Origin of the sequence: Nitratidesulfovibrio sp. 1201_IL3209 (assembly GCF_036763125.1) — a bacterium.
Taxonomy (GTDB): domain Bacteria; phylum Desulfobacterota; class Desulfovibrionia; order Desulfovibrionales; family Desulfovibrionaceae; genus Cupidesulfovibrio.
Genome location: NZ_JBAIYT010000022.1, coordinates 50,624 through 70,123, shown reverse-complemented (window position 1 = coordinate 70,123; position 19,500 = coordinate 50,624). Strand labels below are relative to the sequence as shown.

The following is a 19,500-nucleotide window of genomic DNA, read 5'->3' as shown; positions in this document are numbered from 1 at the left end:
GCCAAGGCCCAACGTCAGTAAATCGTTAGCTTCCACGGCTCCTTCCCTCCTGGGCAAAGGGAAAGGCTACGATGCGTCAGGAAGGAGAGTCAAGAAAGCTGATTTCCACGTCTCGCGTCGAGGAACCTTCTTTTTTTGGGGAAATCCGGCTAGAAACGCGCATGCACCCCCGCAACGCAACCACCGGACGCCCCGCCGAGCGGGCCACGGAGCGCTCAATGGTCACCCGCACCCGCAACGGCCAGGCCCTCGACCTTCCCATCGGCACGCGCATGCTGCTGAACATGGCGGGCACCAAGGAAAACCTGTCCAGCGAACTGGTGGGGTTGCAGCACTTCGAATACCTGATCCTGAAAATGCCGCTGGTGCCCGGCATCCGCGCGCGGCTGCTGAACGGAGAGATGGTGACCCTGCGCTACATCGCCGGGGGCACCATCTTCGGTTTCAAGAGCCAGGTGCTGAACCACATCGTCAAGCCGGGCTTCCTGCTGTTCGTGGACTACCCCGACTCCATGGAGCAGGTGGACCTGCGCCAGCACCGCCGGGTGAACTGCCTGCTGCCCGCCGCCGTGCACGGCCGCCATGGCGTGCACAAGTGCATCCTGCTGGACCTCAGCGAGGGCGGCTGCAAGGTCTCGCTGGAACTGCAACGCGAGGACCCCTTCCGCGAAACCGCCGTGGACGACATGCTGGTGTTGCAGTGCGGGTTCTTCGGCAGCGAGGGCTCGGCCCAGACCTCCCTTTCCTGCCTGGTGAAAAGCATCTCCATGGACGGCAGCCGGGTGCAGCTGGGCCTGAAGTTCGCCGACCTCGGCGCCGATACGCAACTGGAGCTGTCCACCTACCTCGACAGCGTGTCCTGCCTGGTGTGACCGCCGGACTGCCAATGGCGGACTGCCCGCGCCTGCCCGGCCGCCCGCCACGGCCCTGTGCGTTCCATGGTCGCCGCTCCCCCTTTCCGGGACGCTTGACGCCCCCCTGCCCCGCCACTACCTGATGCCTCGGGCCATGCGCCGCCACGGTGTTGCGCGGCGCGCCCCAGCCGCACCCCAGCCGTGCGCCTGACGTGCGCATGGCGTGCCCCCGGCCCACGCGCCACGCGCATCCCCATTCCCCCGCACGGAGCCCCGCATGACCGACGCGCAGACCATGGGACACCTCTGGGACGGTCTTGGCCGCCCCCTGCTGCGCCTGGTGCTGTCCATGTCCGCCGGGCTGTTCGTGGCCAACTGCATAGAGGCGTTGCACTGGACGCGCGGGGTGGCCCGGCTGGCCGCGCCGCTGGTGCGCCTGGGGCACCTGCGCGACGTGGCCGGGGCGTCGTTCTCGCTGGCGTTCTTCTCGTCCGTGGCGTCCAACTCGCTGCTGGCCGAAAGCTACGAAAAGGGCGAGCTGTCCAGGCGCGAACTGCGCTTCGCCAACCTGTTCAACAGCCTGCCCAGCTACTTCGTGCACCTGCCCACGCTGTTCTTCATCACCTGGCCGGTGCTGGGCTTTCCCGCCGTGGTCTACGTGGGGCTGACCCTGCTGGCCGCCTTCCTGCGCACCGCGCTCACGGTCGCCTGCGGGCGGGTGCTGCTGCCTCCGCTGCCCGAAGGCTGCGTGGCCTGCCGTCTGGACGGGCATGAATCCGGAGGCTGGCGGGCCGGTCTGCACACGGCGTGGCTGCGCTTTCGCCGACGCATGCCACGGGTGGTCTTCTTCACCGTGCCCACGTACGCGGCCGTGTACTTCATGCAGCAGGCGGGCTGGTTCCACCTGGCCGAAGCCTGGATGGCCCGGCACATGGACGCCCTGTCCTTCCTGCGGCCGGAAGCGCTGGGCATCGTGCTGCTGCACCTGGCAGCGGAATTCGGCGCGGCGGTGTCCGCCGCCGGGGCGGTGCTGGGCGGCGGAGCGTTGACCGAGCGCGAGATCGTGCTGGCCCTGCTGGCGGGCAACGTGCTGTCCACGCCCATGCGCGCCTTCCGCCACCAGTTCCCGTCCTATGCCGGGTACTTCAAGCCCGCGCTGGCGGCGGAACTCATCGTGGTCAACCAGGCCCTGCGCGCCGCGTCCATCGCGCTGGTGGGGCTTGGCTACTACTGGGCCACCCTGCCCTGACGCCGCCCGCCGGGGTCATTCCCCGATGATCTTCACCAGCACCCGCTTGCGGCGACCGCCGTCGAACTCTCCGTAGAACACCTGCTCCCACGGGCCGAGGTCCAGCCTTCCCTCGGTCACGGCCACCACCACCTCGCGGCCCATGATCTGGCGCTTCATGTGCGCGTCGGCGTTGTCCTCGCCCACGTTGTGGCGATACTGGCGCACCGGCTCGTGCGGGGCCAGCCGTTCCAGCCACTGCTCGTAGTCGTGGTGCAGGCCGCTTTCGTCGTCGTTGATGAACACGCTGGCCGTGATGTGCATGGCGTTGACCAGGCACAACCCCTCGCGGACGCCGCTTTCCGCCAGTTCCGCGTCCACCTGCGGGGTGATGTTGATGAACGCCCGCCGCGTGGGCACGTTGAACCACAATTCCTTGCGCCACGATTTCATGGATCCTCCCGTAAGTTTCGCCAACCATGCCAGCCACGCCAACCATGATGGTCATGACGGCCCGCGTTTCGTTTTTTCCATTTTCTACATTTTCGACATATTCCGATTACAAGGTCACGTCGCCTGCTTCCCCAAACAGGGTGGCTCGAAAGCGAATATTTTCAAGAATGGCTGTGCGGCGTATCAATTTTTAGCGACAAAAATGCTAAAACATGACATTTTTTACGACAAAAATGTAGCAAGCCGAAATTGTAAAAATCATGTATTCCCGTGCTTGCGCTCAGCCATACGCGCGGGCACGCCACTGCGACATGGCTGCACCGCCACTGCCGCTTCAATGGTGGACAGGTGACGGCGGCCAACACTCCACACCGAACCATGCCCGTGCACGCGGGGGACGTCCCTTCCCGGCGCATCCGCCATGCCGGACGGCAGCCGTTGCATGGCGTCGGGCGCGGCTTACCCCACCCAATCCATGCATCGTCCGGAAGCACCCTCGCAACTGCATGTCATCCGTCATGCACGCCCGCGTTGCCTTGCCCGGTTCCTGGCGGTATGCCCGCTTTCCATCACCTGGCATATCATGGACCACCCCGGAGGAAGGAAGCATGTCCCAGTGGCTCAAGAGCAATGACGTCCTCGGCACCACCAACCGCGGCAACACGGCCGAATCCGGCCTGTGCACCCTGTGCCGCGCCGACTGCATGGGCAAGTGCGAAACCTGGCTGTCGTGCATGAAGGGACGGGAAACCCTGTACCCGCGCGACTTCGGCATCGTCACCGCCGGCAGCGGCAACACCACCCACGTGGGGGTATCGTACAATTCGCTGCGCATCCAGGGCTACAACTACGGGGCCTGCGGCGCGGGCGAAAAGGCCGCCAGCGGCGACGCCCTGTTCACCGACGTTTCCCTTGCCGCCTCCTTCGGCGCGCACAGCAAGACCGCCTGCCGCTACCCGCTGATGACCGGCGCCCTCGGCTCCACCTTCGTGGCCGCCAAATACTGGGACGCCTTCGCCACCGGCTGCGCCATCTGTGGCGTGCCCATCGTGGTGGGCGAAAATGTGGTGGGCATCGACCGCGAGGCCGTGCTGGAGAGCGGGCGCATCACCAGGGCCCCCGAACTGGAACGCCGCATCGACAACTACCTGCGCTACTACGACGGGCACGGCGCCATCATCGTGCAGCTGAACGTGGAGGACACCCGCAACGGCGTGGCCGAATACGTGGCGGGCAAGTACGGCGACAAGGTGATCATCGAGCTGAAGTGGGGCCAGGGCGCCAAGGACATCGGCGGCGAGATCGAGGTGAAGAGCCTGGACTACGCCCAGTTCCTGAAGCAGCGCGGCTACCTGGTGGACCCCGACCCCACCCGGCCCGAGGTGCAGGAAGGCTACCGCACCGGCGCGGTGAAGGGCTTCGCCCGGCACAGCCGCCTGGGCTACACCGACCTTTCCGGCTACGAGCAGGTGCGCGAGAACTTCATGACCCAGGTGGCCTACCTGCGCTCGCTGGGCTTCGGCCGCATCTCGCTGAAGACCGGCGCCTACGGCATGGAGGCGCTGGCCATGTCCATCCGCCTGGCCTCCGAGTGCGAACTGGACCTGCTGACCATCGACGGCGCGGGCGGCGGCACCGGCATGAGCCCGTGGGACATGATGGAAACCTGGGGCGTGCCGTCCATCCTGCTGCACGCCAAGGCCGCCGAGTACGCGGCCCTGCTGGCCGCCAGCGGCCGCCGGGTGGTGGACATGTCCTTCGCGGGCGGCTTCGCCAGGCCCAGCCAGATATTCAAGGGGCTGGCCCTTGGCGCGCCCTACGTGAAGATGATCTGCATGGGCCGGGCCATGATGATTCCCGGCTTCCTCGGGTCCAACATCGAGGGCGTGCTGAAGCCCGAAAACCGCGCCCGCGTCAGCGGCAACTGGGACGCGCTGCCCAAGACCGTGTCCGAGCACGGCGCCACGGCGGAGGAAATCTTCGCCGGGTACCATGACATGCAGGCCAAGATCGGGCGCGAGGCCATGAAGGACCTGCCGTACGGGGCCATCGCCATGTGGACCCTGCTGGACAAGCTGGGCGCGGGCGTGCAGCAGTTGATGGCGGGCGCCCGCCGCTTCTCGCTGGACCAGATCCGCCGCGAGGACATCGCCTCGGGCAACCGCGAGACCGAGCGCGAAACCGGCATCCCGTTCATCACCGACGTGCAGGATGAGTTCGCCAGGGCCATCCTGAAAGCGTAGGGGCTGTTTCTAAATTGCCCTTTCGCCCGTTGGCTGTGTCAAACTTCGCCTGCCATGTCGGTCGAATACGATAAGAGTATACTCCCTCATGGCAGGCTCGTTTTCCTTGCCAACGAACGAAAATCCTCATTTAGAAACAACCCCTAGCGCGCCGCCGGGGCAGCCCTAAACGCACCAGATGAAAACGGGGCGGAAACCTGCATGGTTTCCGCCCCGTTCCTGTTTTCTCGTGTTCTTCAAACTGTTCTTGTTGAAAATGGGGTTCCAAGGGGCGCCAGCCCCTTGGCCGCCGGAGGCGTCCAAAAAACCGGATTTTACCCGCGGCCTGATCTCACAGCAGTTCAGGGGGTAAGTGGCTGCCCCGCCGCCAGCCTGCCGTCGATCTCGGCCACGGCCAGGGCCAGCCGGGCGGAGCGCGCCCGGGCATCGACACCGGCCGGAACAATTTCGCCGTGCAGCACCGAGCGGCGCGAGAGCGGCAGTTCCGCCATCGCCTCGAACATGGGTCCGGCCCGGCGGTGGTCGTACCCCGCGCGGGCCATGCAGAACAGGGCCAGACGGTCGATGTCGTGGCCGCCGGTCTGGCGGTCCGCCTCTGCGGCTTCGGGCTTCACCAGCCCGCCCGCCGGGGGCATGCCGTAGTACCCGCGCACGCCGGGCTTGCCGGTTCCGGACGACGCCGCGCCGCCCCCCGTCTGGCCGATCGGACCTGTCTGCCCCGTCTGGCGGATATGCCTGGCCATTTCGCGGCCCAGCACGGCGGCCAGGTCCGCATCGTCGGAAAAGCGCTCCAGAAGGCCGATGGTCACGTGGATGGACTGGCCCGTGGAAGAGGCGTCCACGGTGTCGCGCACCTCCACGTCCATGATGGTGTCGCACACCCGGTGGAAGCGCACCGGCACGTCCATGCGCAGGCCGTTCCGGTCCACGGTGTAGGTCACGGTGTCGCCCGCGCCCAGGGCCTTGGTCACCTGCCAGCGCAGGGTGCGCGCGGCCAGCTTGCCGGAGGGCATGGGCTGGCCGTTCACCGCCACCAGCACGTCGCCGGGACGGATGCCCGCCTCTTCGCCGCCGCTGCCGCGCAGCACGCTGATGACCCGGTGGCGCGCATCCAGCCCGTACTCGCGCGCGTAGGCGTCGCGCCAGCGGCGCATTTCCACGAAGGCCCCAAGGTCGCCCCAGCGCACCGGCGAAAGCATGTCGTCCAGCGTGTCGGTGCTGACCACCACCACGCCGTCGTCCAGCACGGTGCGCCCGCCGCACAGCGGGGCGTTGGATTCGCGCAGGGCGTAGCCCACGTTCCACAGCCGTTCGCGCTGGCACATCCGCCGCTCCACCGAGGCGGGCGGCTGGGGGCAGTGTTCCTTTCTTGCCTCGACAACGGGGGCCGGAGACACGGCCTTGCGGCCGCACCCCGACAGCGCCGGAACCAGCAGCAAGGATGCCAGGGCGACCGCAAGCAGCGGCGCGACGCCCGGACCCCACTGCATCCTTCCCCGAAATACCGTCATGCCACCTCCATTCCGGTGCATCGTCCCGCGCGGATGCCTCTTTCCCCTCGCCCGGCGCGCGCGTTCATCTTGTGCGGAACCCTCATCCCTCTGCCGCCGCATACCGTGCCGCGACAGTTCATGCAAGTCCTCCGCGAAACATCGGCCCGCATGGCATCTCCGTGCCGCGACATCACATCGTAATACGGCAGAACATGCCGCTTTGGCGCATCTTCTGATGCGAAGCAAACCCCGTGCCTTGAAAGCCGGCACTGCAACATGTGCACGTGCCTGCCCCTGCGTGCCGCCGCATGGCGTTCCCGCATTCCATCATGCGCACCGCATGTTCCCGCAACGTGGGTGGCATGGTATGCTGGCGGCAGGCCGCGCCGTACCGGAGGCAACCCCCCGGAACGGTTCGCGCGGGCACGGCGGCGGCGCGCGAACGCCCCGTCATGCAAACGTAACGTCCGGAATATCATTGTAACGATACCGCCATCGTCCAGCCATCAAGGTCGGCCTTTCCCGCGTGTACATGACCGGAAGACGACGTTCCGGAACCGTCACACGGCGCGGAAAGGTGACATTCCGCCCGCGCCGCCATGCCGCGGAAGCGGCGGCGCCAGTCCCGACAGTCACGACAGTCACGACAGTCTCAATCGGGCGGCACGCCGGGCACGTTCCGCGCAGGAACGGGGCACCGTGCCCGCCATCGGGGTACCTGACCATGGGCAGCAGAAAGACCTCCTTTTCCATCACCCGGCAGGAACTGCCCGCCGTGCTGCGGCGCATTGCCGACGCCCTGGAGCAGGCTGGCGCGGGCGAGACTCCGGCCGATGCGGCGACCGGAGGCGAAACGGACCCGCTGCTGGCCGCCGGGCTGGGCGATTTCCGCAAGTTCAAGCTCAACGCCAGGCACGCCTTCGGCCAGATGGAGGTGGTGCTCAAGGTCAAGACCCCCGACGCGGCCACCATCCCGCCCCATGCCACCGGAACGGCGGCTGCCGGCGACGCGGCCGCCCGCCCGGCCCGGTCTCCGGGACGCCCCTCGTACAAGTCGCTGAAGAAGCGGATGCGCTCGTCGTTCAAGGCGCTGCGCCGGGCCGTGCAGGCCGGGGTGATGCCCCCGCCCGAGGCCGCCGCGTCCTTCCTGTCCGATTCACTGCTTATGGTGGAATATCCGGGCTACGGCGACGAACACTACGAGGCGTACCGCCAGGCCACCGAAGCCCTGCGCGCGGCGCTGGAGGCCGCGTCCGCCGCCGTTTCCCCGGACGCGGCATCCGACGCCCCGCACGCCCCTTCCGCCCCCGGCGTCCCCGTCACGCCGCCCGTCACGCTGGAACTCCGCCACGCCGTGGAAGAACTCTACCGGCTCATGGTGCTGTGCCATGACCGCTACAAATAGGCCGTCCGCCATGAAGATCGTCAAACCCGTGGCGCGCCGGTGCGCAGACCTTGAAGCCCGGTTGCAGGCACTTTCCGATGACGTCACCGAGCAGGAGGAGGCCCTGTTCCGCTCGCTGGTCGTCACCGAACTGGCCCCCTGGCAGGCGGAACAGGTGACCACGCCCCCGGCCGTGCACGAGGCCCAGCGCGAGGTGCTGGCCACCCACTGGCACCCGGAATTCGTGCCCATGGGGCTCATCCGCCAGCGCATCGAGACCATGTTCCCCGGCCGCGAGGAAGAGTTGATCATCCCCACCCAGCACAACGAATTGACAAGCTGGGACGGCTACACCGGCGTGGAGGTGGACTGCTATTCCAGCGGCTTCAACCAGAAGGTGCAATTGCTGCTGCACTTCGAAAGCCGCCGCGTGGCCCCCGCCCCCCCATCCGGCCCTGCCACCGGAGCCCCGGCCGCAGTACCGACCGGAGTGTCGGCCGACCACACGCCCGGCGACGCCCCGACCGGCGGCTGCGCGGACGCGCCCCCCGACCCCCTTCCGGGCGACAGGGCGCACACCCTGCGCTCCATGCTGGCCCACACCCGCAAGTACCGCGCCTCGCAACTGTACGACTACGTGCGCGCGGTGGTGCGGCCCGACGACAACGTGGCCGGGCACGCCGTGCGCGAGACCGGCGCCGACGACGACGTGCTGGCCTTCGCCCGAGTCATGACCGGCAAGTTCTCGCGCCTGCTGGAAACCCACGGCGCGGGCCTGCCCGAGGACATGATCAAGAACAAGCTGCTGCGCAACTTCATCGACGGGCTGCGCGGCGACTGGGAAGACACCTTCATCGATCGGGTGCAGGCCTACCTGAAGGCGGTGAAGGAACAGGTAAAGCGGCGCTTTCCGCTCGACTACTTCTACCGGGCCACGGAATTCATCGAAGAAGCGCACAGCCTTGGCGGGTGCGTGGTCATTCCGCACCCGGAACAGTTCTGGCCCATCCTGCTCGCCGAATACGACGTGGACGGCTACGAGGTGTGGAACCCCCAGTCCAGCCGGTACACCGAATTCCTCATTTCCGTGGCCAACCGCAAGAACCGGGGGCCGGGCCTTTCGCGCCGCGAAATCCTGGTGTTCATGGGCGACGACTGCCACCTGGGCGAAAAGACCCGCCCGCGCGACCGGCAGGATACGGAAAAGGCGGCGCGCGAGGTGGGCCTGCAACCGGCCTGGGACGACCCCGCCGTGCGCAAGCGCCTTTCGCTGACGGGGGTGAGCCGCGCCAGCGTCATCAGGGACTACCGGGCCAGGCTGGCTGGCTGACAACGGCCCGCAGGCGACGCGACGCACCCCGGCCCCCCCCACCCCCGCCCCGCCCCGGCCGTCACCCGACTTTCACCGGTATGGCACACCGCCGCCCCCCGCGCGGGGCATAACCAACCCGAGACAGGAGACAGCCATGAGTTCGGAAGAAAAGTTCGTCTTCGAATCGTTGCAGGACTGCGAATCCATCCGCGCCTTCCTTGAAGCGCTCACCGAGGGCGTGGGCAGCAAGCACCTGGTGCTGTCCTCCGGCGGCGAGCGCATCGAGCTGTTCCCGCAGGGGCTGTTGCAGGTGGAAGTGAAGGCCCGGCGCAAGGGCGGGTCGAGCAAGGTCAGCCTGAAGCTGGAATGGAAGGACGCCCCCCGCGTGGAAACCACCGACAGGACGCTGTCCGTCAGCAGCAACTGACGCCCGGCCATGAGGACGGGGCCGGAGCGCCGCCCCCGCGTTCTTCAACGGACAGTCCCAAAGGCAAGATGTTCCGCACATGATCACCTTCGAAGGGCTGAGCGAAAACTTCAGGTTCCTGGTGCTCGAGGTTTCGGGCCAGCTGCGCGCCACGCACGAATTCATGCGTGCCCCCACGCGCGAGCTGTTCGACCGCATCACCGGGCGCGACGACTACATCGACAACCTGAAGACCATCATCGAGAACAAGTGTTTCTCGCGCATCCACACGGACAACTCGCTGGACCGGCGCGAGATACACCGCATCCGGGCCATCCACACCATTGCCGTGAACCTGGAGCGCATCGCCGACTTCTGCGTGAACATCCTGGGGCAGATGGCCCACCTTTCCGATCCCGGCCGCCTCCGGGCCGACGAGTACGACCCCATCTTCGCCGAGATAGAGGCCAGCCTGAACCGCATCATCCCCGCGCTGGAAAGGGAAGACCTGCCCGGCGCCCTGGCCATCTGCCGCAGCGAGTACGAGTTGGACCGGCTGTACGAGGCGGTGTTCCACCGCACCTTGGCCGAAATGTCCGACGGCCGCAGCGTGCACGACCGCATCACCACCATCTTCATCTTCCGGTATCTGGAACGCATCGGCGACAGCCTGCTGAACGTGGGCGAGGCGCTGATCTTCAGCGTGCTGGGCGAAAAGATAAAGATAAAGCAGTTCGAAGCGTTGCAGAAGACGCTGTCCACATCGGGCTTCGGCGATTCGCTGTCGGACATCGACTTCCGGTCCATCTGGGGCACCCGTTCCGGCTGTCGCATCGGCCGGGTGGAGCGGGTGCGCAACGCGCGCGGCTCCACCGGCGACGCGGAAGGCGGGGGCGGGCCGTCCTGTGGAAGCGGCGGAGAGGAGCAGGCGCGGGCCGACGGGCAGGCCGGGCCCGCTCCCGGCGGCCTCGGCTCCATCTACAAGCAGGGCAACAAGAAGAAGATCATCAGGGAGCGGGACAACATCGCCCGCTGGTCCACCCTGTTCCCCAACCTGGTGCCGGAAATCTTCGGCTACCACGAGGACGACGACTCCGCCGCTCTGCTGGTGGAATTCCTGCAAGGGTGCACGCTGGACGAAATCGTCCTGACCGGCGACGACGAAATCCTGCAGAACGCCATGTTCGTGCTGCTCCAGACCCTGCACGAGATATGGGAAAGGACGGCCGCGCCCGGCCCGGCGCCCACCGACTACATGCGCCAGATGCGTTCGCGCATGGAGTCCGTGTTGCAGGTGCACCCCGGCCTGCGGCGCGACGGCGTCAGCCTGTGCGGCGCGGGCGCCCTGTCCACCGGGCAGCTCGTCGACCGCTGCGAGGCCATCGAAAAGACCCTGCCCGCGCCGTCCACCGTGTTCATCCACGGCGACTTCAACGTGAACAACCTGGTCTACGACCACACCCGGCAGGCGGTGCGGTTCATCGACCTGCACCGCTCGCGCGACTTCGACTGCGTGCAGGACATTTCGGTGTTCCTGGTCTCCAACTACCGGCTGCCGGTGTTCGAGCCCGCCCTGCGCCAGCGCATCCGCTGGGTGATGCGCGAATTCCTGCTCTTCGCCCTCGGGGTGGCGGACGCGCGCGGCGACGCCACCTTCCAGGCGCGGCTGGCCCTGGCGCTGGCCCGCTCGCTGTACACATCCACCCGGTTCGAACTGAACCACCATTTCGCCAAGGACATGTACCTGCGCTCGCACTACCTGATGGAGCGCATCGTGGCCCATGGCGGCCCGTGGGAAGGCTTCCGCCTGCCGGTGGAGGTGCTGGACTGCGGCCGCAACGCCATCACCAGGGAGGAAGCGCCGTGCGCATTGGCGTCGTAGGAACCAGCGGCGGCTGGTCGTCGGAACTGCTGGCCGACACCGTGGGCAGGGCCACCGGGCACCGCCTGCTCATCGAAATGGACAAGGTGCGGCTGGACCTGCCGTCGGGCCGCTGCATATACGAAGACACCGACCTTTCCACGCTGGACGCGCTGATCATCAAGAAGATCGGGGCGTGGTACTCGCCGGACCTGCTGGACCGGCTGGAAATGCTGCGCCTGCTCAACGAACGGGGCCTGCCCGTGTTCTCGGCCCCGCTGCGGGTGCTGCGGGTGCTGGACCGGCTGAGCTGCACCATCACCCTCCAGTCGGGCTCCATTCCCATGCCGCCCACCACCATCACCGAGGACGTGGACCACGCGGTCGCGGCCGTGCGGGAATACGGCCGCGCGGTGTTCAAGCCGCTGTACTCCACCAAGGCGCGCGGCATGACCATCATGGAGGCGGGTCCCGACCCGCGCGACCTGCGCGACCTTCACGACAGGGTGGCGGCCTACAAGGCCGACCACTCCATCCTGTACATCCAGAAAACCATCGAGCTGGAAGGCGGGCAGGACCTTGGCGTGGTCTTCCTGGGCGGCAGGTACCTGACCACCTACGCCCGCTGCCGCACCAACGGCAGTTGGAACACCACCACGGCCGACGGCGGCAGATATGCCGCCTTCGAGCCCCCGGCCGAGGTCATCGCCATGGCCGAGCGGGCGCAGGCGCTGTTCGGCCTCGATTTCACCTGTGTGGACGTGGCCCTGACCGCGTCCGGCCCCTACGTCTTCGAGGTGTCGGCCTTCGGCGGATTCCGGGGCATCCTGGAGACCAGCGGGCTGGACGCCGCGCAACTCCTGCTGGAGCACGTGCGGAACTGCCTGTCAGGTGATACTCCCATGGAGCCCGCCGCATGAGCGCCACCGCCGCCCGCACCCTTTCCCCGCACCTGACGCGCGCAACCCTGGCCGCCGACGTGCGCGGCTGGTACCCCGCCACCCACGAACTGGCCCTGCGCATCAACGACGTGTACGTGCGCGTGGCCACCAACGCGCCGGAACTGCATCACAAACTGTCCCGCTACTTCGGCGAATTCCTGACGCCGGAGGTGCAGGAATACGGCGTGCCCGCCGGGGCCGAGGTCATCCGGGTCACCGCGCACGAGGCCCCGCGCCGCGACTGGGGGCTGCCCTTCACCGTGAAGCGGCCCGACGCGGGCAAGCGCACGGTCAAGGAAGAATACCTGGACCTGCAGGACGGGCGCATGGTGCACAAGCGGCTGACGGGCATGCTCTTCGCCTTCGGCGGGGGGGACAACGTGGCCGTGGGGCCGTGCATCGCCAACGACAACCAGGTGGTCAACTTCATCAACAACCGCTACCTGGAACTGATGCTGAACCGGGGCTGCCTGCTGGGCCACGCCGCCGCCGTGTCCCACGCCGGGCGCGGCCTTGCCGTGGCGGGATTTTCGGGCATGGGCAAGTCCACCCTGTCGTTGCGGCTGATGAGCCGGGGGACCACCTTCGTCAGCAACGACCGGGTGCTGGTGGAACGGGGAAGCGGCGTCGCCGCCCCGCGCTGCCTGGGCATTCCCAAGCAGCCGCGCATCAACCCCGGCACCATCCTGGCCAACCCCGACCTTGCCCCGGTGCTGACCGAAGAGGAACGCATCATCCTGTCCGCGCTGCCCCCCGACGACCTGTGGCACCTGGAGCGCAAGTACGACGCCATCATCTCCGATTGCTTCGGACCGGGGCGCTTCGTACCGCAGGCCCCGCTGGACGCGCTGGTGATCCTGAACTGGCGGCGCAACGGCGAACCGCTGCGGGTGCGCATGGACAGCGCGGACCACCGGCCCGACCTGCTGCCCGCGTTCATGAAGTCCACCGGAGTCTTCTACCTGCCCGGCCCCGGCGGCTGGAAAAACGACCCCGGCCTTGCGGAGTACGCGCGCGCCCTTGCCGGGGTACCGATCATCGAAATGTCCGGCGGGGTGGACTTCGACGGCGCGGCGGACGCATGCATGCGCTTCCTGTCCACGGGCGGGCTGTAGGGCCGGGCGCGGAATGGCCCGGCTGCTGCTGACCCGGCAGGTCACCCTGCCCGACCCGGTGAAGGTGGAACGCTTCGCCCGCGCGCCGGACCTGGGGCCGCGCATCCTGTTCTTCAGCGGGGGCACGGCGCTGCGCGACGCCGCCACCGACCTTGCGCGCTACACCCACAACTCGGTGCACCTGATCACCCCGTTCGATTCCGGCGGCAGTTCCGCCCGGCTGCGCCAGGCCTTCGCCATGCCCGCCGTGGGGGACCTGCGCAACCGGCTGATGGCCCTGGCCGACCGCAGCCTGCACGGCAACCCCGCCGTGTTCCGGCTGTTCGCCTTCCGCCTGCCCGCCGAGGGCGACCGGGCGGGACGGGCAGAGCTGGCCGACACCCTCTCCGCGCTGGCCCAAGGCAGGCATCCTCTTGTCCGGGCGATACCCGACCCGCTGCGCAAGATCGTGCGCTCGCACATCGGGGCGTTCATCGAGCATGCCGGGCTGCAAAAGGAAGGCGGCTTCGACCCGCGCGGGGCCAGCCTCGGCAACATCGTGCTGGCGTCCGGCTACCTGCAGAACCGCCGCCACCTGGACCCGGTGATCTTCATCTTTTCCAAGCTGGTGCAGGTGCGCGGGGTGGTGCGGCCCATCGCCAACGCCGACCTGCACCTGGCCGTGAAGCTGGCCGACGGCCGGGTCATCGGCGGGCAGCACCGTTTCACCGGCAAGAACGGCACGCCGCCGCTCACCGCGCGCATCGAGGACATCTGGCTGTGCAGGTCGCCCGACGACACCGCCCCGGCGGACCTGCGCCTGCGGGCCAAGGTGCGCGAACTCATCGCCATGGCCGAACTGGTGTGTTATCCTGTGGGCAGCTTCTATTCCAGCGTCATCGCCAACCTGCTGCCCTCGGGCGTGGGCGCGGCCCTGGCCGCCACCCGCTGCCCCAAGGTCTTCGTGCCCAACACCGGCAGCGACCCGGAACTGCTGGGCCACACCCTTGAGTTGCAGGTGGAGCGGTTGCTGCGCCACCTGCGCAACGACGCGCCGGACGCCATCAGCCCGCGCGACGTGCTGGACTTCATGCTGGTGGATTCCAAGGGCGGCCGCTACCCCGGCGGCATTCCCAGGGCCATGTTGCAGCGCCTGGCCGAACTGGGCATCCGCGTGCTGGACTGCCCGCTGGTGAGCCGCCAGTCGGCCCCGTACATCGACGAACGCCTGCTCAACCCGGTGCTGCTTTCGCTGTGCTGAGCCCGGCAGGGCGTCCGCGCGGCCCGCACCGGACACAACCGCTACCAACTAATGGAGGATTCCCATGGACGGTGAAAAGCAGAAGGTGAGCATCGAACAGCAGATGGCCTACGCCGAGGCGGTGGCCTACCTGGAAGCGCTGCTGAAGGGCTTCAAGGAAGGCCGCATCGTGGTGGAGCGGGGGGGCGAATCGGTGGTGCTGACCCCGCCGCAGAGCGTGAACGTGGAAATCGAGGCGCGCCGCAAGGGCGACAAGCAGAAGTTCTCGCTGGAACTGGAATGGAGCGCGGCCCCCGCCGTGGTGGAAGACCCGCTGACCATCTCCGCCGACCTGCCCAAGGCCGACGCCCCCTGCGCCAAGGGCTGCCCCACCTCCGCCCCCGCGGAAGCCGCCAAGGCCACCCCGGCCCCGGCCAAGCCCGCCGACGCCAAAGCTGCGGCTGCCCCGGCCAAGCCCGGCCCCACGGCCCCGGCGTCCTCGGTGAGCTATGGCGACTCCAAGCCGGAACCGGCCAAGCCCGCCGCCCCCAAGGACTCCACCAAGCCCGGCGGCAAATAGCCCCGCGCCACACCAGACAGAACAGGCACGAAGGCCGCCCGCCAGAGTATTCCGACGGGCGGCCGCGTTGCCTTGTCTTTCGGGGCGGGGCGGCTTGCGCCCCTATGCTGTCATATTATGAATGATCCCCCGCAACTGCCCGGCCATGTCGGCCAGCGCGCTCACCGCGCGCCCGGCCTGCTCCACCTCGGACGTGACCTTGCCCGAGATGTCGCGCACCTCGGCCACGGAACTGCTGATGTGTTCGCTGGTGGACGACTGCTGTTCCGCCGCCGTGGCGATGGCGTGCACCTGGTCGTTGGTGGCCACCACCAGAGTGACGATTTCGGCCAGGGCCGCGCCCGATTCGGCGGACAGCCCGCGCGAACGTTCCACCGCGTGCACCGCCGCCTCCATGCCCGCCACCGAATCGCGGGTGCCTTCCTGGATCGCCCGGATGGCCTCGCCCACCTCGCGGGTGGCGTTCATGGTCTTTTCGGCCAGCTTGCGCACCTCGTCGGCCACCACGGCGAAACCGCGTCCGGCGTCACCGGCGCGGGCAGCCTCGATGGCCGCGTTCAGGGCCAGCAGGTTGGTCTGGTCCGCAATGTCGCTGATGACCTCCATGACCCGGCCGATGCCCTCGGCCCTGGTGCCCAGCGCGCCCAGGTCGGCCTTGAGCCGGGCGGCCATGGCGCTCACCTCGTCGATGGCGGCCATGGCCTTTTCCACCACGCCCGCCCCGGCTTCCGCCTTGGCGCGGGCGTCGGTGGCCTGATGGGCGGCGTCCGAGGCGCTGCGGGCCACGGCCAGCACGGCGCTGTTCATTTCATCCATGGCGGCGGCCGTCTCGCCGATGCGCCCGGCCTGCCGGTCGGTGAGGGTGCCCGCGTTGCGCATCTGCCCGGCCAGGGTGGCCGAGGTGCGGGCCACCTCGCCGGAGATTTCCTCCGACTGGCGGGCCGCGTCGGCGATGCGCCGGTTGGTGGCCTCCAACTCGGCCTCGCGGGCGCGCAGGTCGGTAAGGTCCTGATAGATGCACAGCGCGCCCATCAGCTTGCCCTCGATGTCGTACAGGGGCGAGGCGTTGATGAAGATGCGCCGCTTGCCGCCCTTGCGTCCGGTCAGGTCCACCTCGCGCCGGGCCACGGTGCCGTTCTCGATACAGTCACGCAGCACCGTGCGCCGGGTGGCGTCGCCGTAGAAGAACTGGGCCACGTTCTGGCCGTGGAAGTCCTCCGGCTTGCCGTCGTGCTCCAGGATGTGCAGCAGGTTGGTGTTGGTGTAGGTGAGCACCTCCTTAGGGTCCACCACCACGAAGGGGGTGTCGATGCCCTTCAGCACGCCCTGCGCAAAGGAAAGGTTTCTGCGCAACTGGCCGATAAGACCATCGAGGGCGATGCGCATCTCGACCAGTTCATCGCCGCCGTCGCAGGCGAAACAGACGGAATGGTCCCCGGCCTTCAGGCGGTCGAGCCGCCAGGTGATCTCGCCCAGGGGCCTGACCACCTTGGCGTGCAGCAGAAGGGCCAGGGCTATGGCCAGCACCACCGCGCACCCCACGGTGATGCCCCCGGCCAGCCAGATGACGCCGGGGGTGATGGAGCCCGCGCCCACGGAACCGAGCCAGGCGAAACCGCCCAGACAGACCAGGGGAACCAGTGCGAGCAGGAAGATAAGTGTCCGGATGCGCAACCCTTGCATCATCGAGGCATCTCCTTGTGTGACAGGACACGGCAAAATGGCGGTGGAGTCTGGCGGCGCCGCCCCGCGCCGGGAGCATTTGCTGCGTGCGCCCGCAACGGATGCATTTGGCGGCATGCATCACGTTACAGCCTATCGGCGCAACCGGCATAAACGTTAGCCGAGCGGACGTGGCCTTTCAAGAAAATCCCCGGGGCTGCCGACAACTTCCGGCCGCATGCGCAAGGCCCTTTCCTTCGCCGCGCGACAACGGTATGTTCGCCGCACGACGACACACTCCTTTCCGGACGGCTTTCACGTCCATTGCGTAACATCCCATGAAAGAAACAATTCCTTCGCATACTCCGGCGGGCGACCCGCGCTTCTTCCCCGTATCGCCCCTGATGATCTTCCCCAAGGCCGTGGGGTCGTTCAGCGTGTACCTGCGGCAGGGCAACACCCTGGTGCTGTATGCCGCCGCGGGCGAAGCCTTTACCGAGCGGCACCGGCTCAACCTGTTCGAGAACGGCGTGCGCGAGGTGTACGTTCTTCTTGAACAGCGCGAAAACTACACCCGCTACGTGGAAGAAAACCTGGGCGCCATACTGCAGGACGAGTCCATTCCCCTGCCGGAACGGGCGGGCACCTTCTACCGGGCCTCCACCGAAATCCTGCGCGCCGCCTTCGAGGCGCGCATGCCCGTGCCGCTGGACAGCGAAACCTTCCGCAGGCTGCACTACTTCGTCACCCAGTCCATCCGCTTCCTGACCAGCGCCGATTCGCTGCGCGCCCTCGGCGAATTCATCGCGCACGACTACAAGACCTATACCCACTCCATCAACGTGTTCATCTACACCATGCCCCTGGCGCAGACCCTGGGGCTGGACGATGCGGCGCTGATCCGCGTGGGCATAGGCACCCTGCTGCACGACGTGGGCATGACCCGCGTGCCCAAGACGGTCATCGAGCGGGCCGGACGCCTGACCCCGGACGAGGAGGCGGTGTACCGCACCCATCCTGCGCAGGGCGTGGCCACCATCGCCCAGGTGCCCCTGACGCAAGAGGCCATCAACTGCATCCTGTTCCACCACGAGCGCATGGACGGCAGCGGGTACCCCACCGGGCTTTCCGGCGACCAGATTCCGCCCGTGGTGCGGGCCCTGGCCGTGGCCGACACCTTCGACACGCTCATCTCCACGCGCGGGGGCCTGCCCGCGGCCACCTCGGCCTTCGAAGTGCTGAACCGCATGCGTGCGGAAATGGCGTCCACCCTGGACATGGAGATGTTCCGGCGCTTCGTGCTGGTGCTGTCCGGGGCCATGCTGGACGGCGGCTTCGGCGCCGGGATGGACTGACCGGCCCCACCGGACGCATGAGGGCGCCGCCGGACTGCGGGACCAGCCACGCGCGAGCGCAAGCGCACGGTCCGGCACGCTTTGGTTGCCCCGCCGACTCGCTATTCCTTCCCCCCACCCCTTCCATTAAAGAGAAAGTCTAGAAAAAGTTGACAATGCTTGTGCTTTCCGTCATGCCTTGCGAGGGGAGAGGTGCGTCCTCAACGGCCCGGCACCACTGCAACATCCAGGAAATTCTTGGAAATGACACAGGCATCGGCTGCGCAACAGGACCCCTCGGAATTCTTCGCGGTGCCCACCACGATGCTTCTGCCCGACATGTCGGGTTCTTTCGGCGTGTACATCAGGCAGGAGAAGGGGTTCGTCCTCTACGCCCACGAAGGCGAGCAGTTCACGCCGCGCCATCGCCTGCAACTGCGCGCGCACGGGGTGGAGAGCATCTACGTCCACCGCGCGCAGCACCCCCTGTACCGTGAACACCGCGAACAGCACCTGGGCAGCATCCTTTCCGACGAAACCATTCCCCTGCCCGAACGGGCCCGCCTGTTCTACGCCACCTCCACGGAAATCGTGCAGGAGGTGTTCGAGCGCAAGCTGCCCCGCAGCCTGAAGCGCGCCACCTTCGACCGCATCCTGGCCCTGGTCACCGAAGGCATCAGCTTCCTGACGCTGGAGAATTCGCTGAAGACCGTGGCCTCGCTGGTGGCGCACGACTACCACACCTATTCCCACTCGCTGCACGTCTTCGTGTATTCGCAGGCCATCCTGCAAAGCTACGGCTTCGACGAGGAAAGCCTGGTCCAGTTCGGCCTGGGGGCCATGCTGCACGACATCGGCAAGACCTTCGTGAACCCGGACATCCTGGCCAAGCCCGGCACCCTCACCCCGGACGAGCGCATCGAGGTCAACCGGCACCCGGTGTTCGGCGTGGGCGCGTGCACGCTGATGCCCCTGTCGCAGGACGCCATCAACTGCATCCTGTTCCACCATGAAAAACTGGACGGCTCCGGCTACCCCTGCGGCCTCGCCGGCGGCGAAATCCCCCTGCCGGTGCGGGCCATCACCATCGCCGACATCTACGACGCCCTGACCTCCAACCGCCCCTACGCCCCGGCCATGAACGCCTTCCAGGTGCTGCGCCTGATGATGAACGAGATGCGCGAACAGATCGACCTCGACATCTTCAAACGCTTCGTGATGATCCTTTCCGGCGCCAACGTGGTGTAGCGCCCCCTTGCGCCGCAACGCCTCCGGCGCGCCCCCTCCCGTCCGCCTCCCGTTCCGCCGCCTGTTCCGTCACCTGTCCCGCCGCACAATCCCGACCGGAAAAATCCGCTCCGCCCCTTCCCCGGCCGGACGTACGTTGTTATATGCCGCATAATGACGCGCGATTC

Annotated in this window: 16 protein-coding genes; 13 read left to right on the top strand and 3 right to left on the bottom strand. The window is 67.5% G+C overall.

From position 1 onward, the window contains the following. Positions 1–218 precede the first annotated feature (218 nt). Together V6B97_RS11365 and V6B97_RS11360 are read left to right on the top strand one after the other, a co-directional pair. On the top strand, positions 219–872 hold the full coding sequence (locus V6B97_RS11365; protein WP_333506625.1) for a flagellar brake protein: 654 nt from the start codon (positions 219–221) through the stop codon (positions 870–872). Positions 873–1,131: 259 nt separating this feature from the next. Next, positions 1,132–2,103 carry a hypothetical protein gene (locus V6B97_RS11360; protein WP_333506624.1) on the top strand — a complete coding sequence of 324 codons (972 nt, stop codon included), beginning with the start codon at positions 1,132–1,134 and terminating at the stop codon, positions 2,101–2,103. Positions 2,104–2,118: 15 nt separating this feature from the next. Here V6B97_RS11360 and V6B97_RS11355 read toward each other — a convergent pair whose 3' ends face one another. After that, positions 2,119–2,535, bottom strand: a complete 417-nt coding sequence (locus tag V6B97_RS11355; protein WP_333506623.1) for a secondary thiamine-phosphate synthase enzyme YjbQ — start codon at positions 2,533–2,535, stop codon at positions 2,119–2,121. A 608-nt stretch (positions 2,536–3,143) separates the two neighbouring features. Between V6B97_RS11355 and V6B97_RS11350 the strand changes: the two genes are divergently transcribed. Continuing rightward, entirely contained in the window at positions 3,144–4,778 is a 1,635-nt protein-coding gene (locus tag V6B97_RS11350) for a glutamate synthase-related protein (RefSeq protein WP_333506622.1), read from the top strand. Positions 4,779–5,119: 341 nt separating this feature from the next. Here the strand turns inward: V6B97_RS11350 and V6B97_RS11345 are convergent, their stop codons facing one another. Further along, entirely contained in the window at positions 5,120–6,289 is a 1,170-nt protein-coding gene (locus V6B97_RS11345; protein ID WP_333506621.1) for a M48 family metallopeptidase, read from the bottom strand. A 706-nt stretch (positions 6,290–6,995) separates the two neighbouring features. Here V6B97_RS11345 and V6B97_RS11340 point away from each other — a divergent pair. The 8 genes from V6B97_RS11340 to V6B97_RS11305 all read left to right on the top strand — a co-directional run bounded on the left by V6B97_RS11340 (position 6,996) and on the right by V6B97_RS11305 (position 15,089). Then, a complete protein-coding gene (locus V6B97_RS11340; RefSeq protein WP_333506620.1) occupies positions 6,996–7,676 on the top strand; it encodes a GAK system XXXCH domain-containing protein in 681 nt (226 codons plus the stop codon). A gap of 10 nt (positions 7,677–7,686) precedes the next feature. Further along, positions 7,687–8,985, top strand: a complete 1,299-nt coding sequence (locus V6B97_RS11335) for a hypothetical protein (protein ID WP_333506619.1) — start codon at positions 7,687–7,689, stop codon at positions 8,983–8,985. 136 nt (positions 8,986–9,121) lie between these two features. After that, positions 9,122–9,394 (top strand): amphi-Trp domain-containing protein, encoded by a 273-nt coding sequence (locus tag V6B97_RS11330; protein WP_333506618.1) that lies wholly within the window; start codon positions 9,122–9,124, stop codon positions 9,392–9,394. 79 nt (positions 9,395–9,473) lie between these two features. After that, positions 9,474–11,255 carry a PhoU domain-containing protein gene (locus V6B97_RS11325; protein ID WP_333506617.1) on the top strand — a complete coding sequence of 594 codons (1,782 nt, stop codon included), beginning with the start codon at positions 9,474–9,476 and terminating at the stop codon, positions 11,253–11,255. After that, on the top strand, positions 11,237–12,154 hold the full coding sequence (locus V6B97_RS11320) for a GAK system ATP-grasp enzyme (RefSeq protein ID WP_333506616.1): 918 nt from the start codon (positions 11,237–11,239) through the stop codon (positions 12,152–12,154). The genes V6B97_RS11325 and V6B97_RS11320 overlap by 19 nt, the downstream gene beginning before the upstream one ends. Then, entirely contained in the window at positions 12,151–13,290 is a 1,140-nt protein-coding gene (locus V6B97_RS11315; RefSeq protein WP_333506615.1) for an HprK-related kinase B, read from the top strand. The genes V6B97_RS11320 and V6B97_RS11315 overlap by 4 nt, the downstream gene beginning before the upstream one ends. A 13-nt stretch (positions 13,291–13,303) precedes the next feature. Beyond that, entirely contained in the window at positions 13,304–14,530 is a 1,227-nt protein-coding gene (locus tag V6B97_RS11310) for a GAK system CofD-like protein (RefSeq protein ID WP_333506614.1), read from the top strand. 64 nt (positions 14,531–14,594) lie between these two features. Then, positions 14,595–15,089, top strand: a complete 495-nt coding sequence (locus V6B97_RS11305) for an amphi-Trp domain-containing protein (RefSeq protein WP_333506613.1) — start codon at positions 14,595–14,597, stop codon at positions 15,087–15,089. A 102-nt stretch (positions 15,090–15,191) separates the two neighbouring features. On the opposite strand, the gene V6B97_RS11300 is transcribed toward V6B97_RS11305, so the two are convergent. Next, positions 15,192–16,775, bottom strand: coding sequence for a methyl-accepting chemotaxis protein (locus V6B97_RS11300; RefSeq protein WP_333506612.1), 1,584 nt, complete (start codon positions 16,773–16,775; stop codon positions 15,192–15,194). 314 nt (positions 16,776–17,089) lie between these two features. Here V6B97_RS11300 and V6B97_RS11295 point away from each other — a divergent pair, with 314 nt between their 5' ends. Then, positions 17,090–18,106 (top strand): HD-GYP domain-containing protein, encoded by a 1,017-nt coding sequence (locus V6B97_RS11295; RefSeq protein WP_333506611.1) that lies wholly within the window; start codon positions 17,090–17,092, stop codon positions 18,104–18,106. A gap of 243 nt (positions 18,107–18,349) precedes the next feature. Then, on the top strand, positions 18,350–19,333 hold the full coding sequence (locus tag V6B97_RS11290; RefSeq protein WP_333506610.1) for an HD-GYP domain-containing protein: 984 nt from the start codon (positions 18,350–18,352) through the stop codon (positions 19,331–19,333). Positions 19,334–19,500: the final 167 nt, after the last annotated feature.

What these genes read in the sequence shown, in the direction of transcription:
- V6B97_RS11300 (WP_333506612.1), bottom strand. Translation starts at nt 16,775, where the DNA reads ATGATGCAAGGGTTGCGCATCCGGACACTTATCTTCCTGCTCGCACTG.
- V6B97_RS11330 (WP_333506618.1), top strand. Translation starts at nt 9,122, where the DNA reads ATGAGTTCGGAAGAAAAGTTCGTCTTCGAATCGTTGCAGGACTGCGAA.
- V6B97_RS11340 (WP_333506620.1), top strand. Translation starts at nt 6,996, where the DNA reads ATGGGCAGCAGAAAGACCTCCTTTTCCATCACCCGGCAGGAACTGCCC.
- V6B97_RS11315 (WP_333506615.1), top strand. Translation starts at nt 12,151, where the DNA reads ATGAGCGCCACCGCCGCCCGCACCCTTTCCCCGCACCTGACGCGCGCA.
- V6B97_RS11310 (WP_333506614.1), top strand. Translation starts at nt 13,304, where the DNA reads ATGGCCCGGCTGCTGCTGACCCGGCAGGTCACCCTGCCCGACCCGGTG.
- V6B97_RS11345 (WP_333506621.1), bottom strand. Translation starts at nt 6,289, where the DNA reads ATGACGGTATTTCGGGGAAGGATGCAGTGGGGTCCGGGCGTCGCGCCG.
- V6B97_RS11365 (WP_333506625.1), top strand. Translation starts at nt 219, where the DNA reads ATGGTCACCCGCACCCGCAACGGCCAGGCCCTCGACCTTCCCATCGGC.
- V6B97_RS11355 (WP_333506623.1), bottom strand. Translation starts at nt 2,535, where the DNA reads ATGAAATCGTGGCGCAAGGAATTGTGGTTCAACGTGCCCACGCGGCGG.
- V6B97_RS11295 (WP_333506611.1), top strand. Translation starts at nt 17,090, where the DNA reads ATGAAAGAAACAATTCCTTCGCATACTCCGGCGGGCGACCCGCGCTTC.
- V6B97_RS11305 (WP_333506613.1), top strand. Translation starts at nt 14,595, where the DNA reads ATGGACGGTGAAAAGCAGAAGGTGAGCATCGAACAGCAGATGGCCTAC.
- V6B97_RS11350 (WP_333506622.1), top strand. Translation starts at nt 3,144, where the DNA reads ATGTCCCAGTGGCTCAAGAGCAATGACGTCCTCGGCACCACCAACCGC.
- V6B97_RS11335 (WP_333506619.1), top strand. Translation starts at nt 7,687, where the DNA reads ATGAAGATCGTCAAACCCGTGGCGCGCCGGTGCGCAGACCTTGAAGCC.
- V6B97_RS11325 (WP_333506617.1), top strand. Translation starts at nt 9,474, where the DNA reads ATGATCACCTTCGAAGGGCTGAGCGAAAACTTCAGGTTCCTGGTGCTC.
- V6B97_RS11360 (WP_333506624.1), top strand. Translation starts at nt 1,132, where the DNA reads ATGACCGACGCGCAGACCATGGGACACCTCTGGGACGGTCTTGGCCGC.
- V6B97_RS11290 (WP_333506610.1), top strand. Translation starts at nt 18,350, where the DNA reads ATGACACAGGCATCGGCTGCGCAACAGGACCCCTCGGAATTCTTCGCG.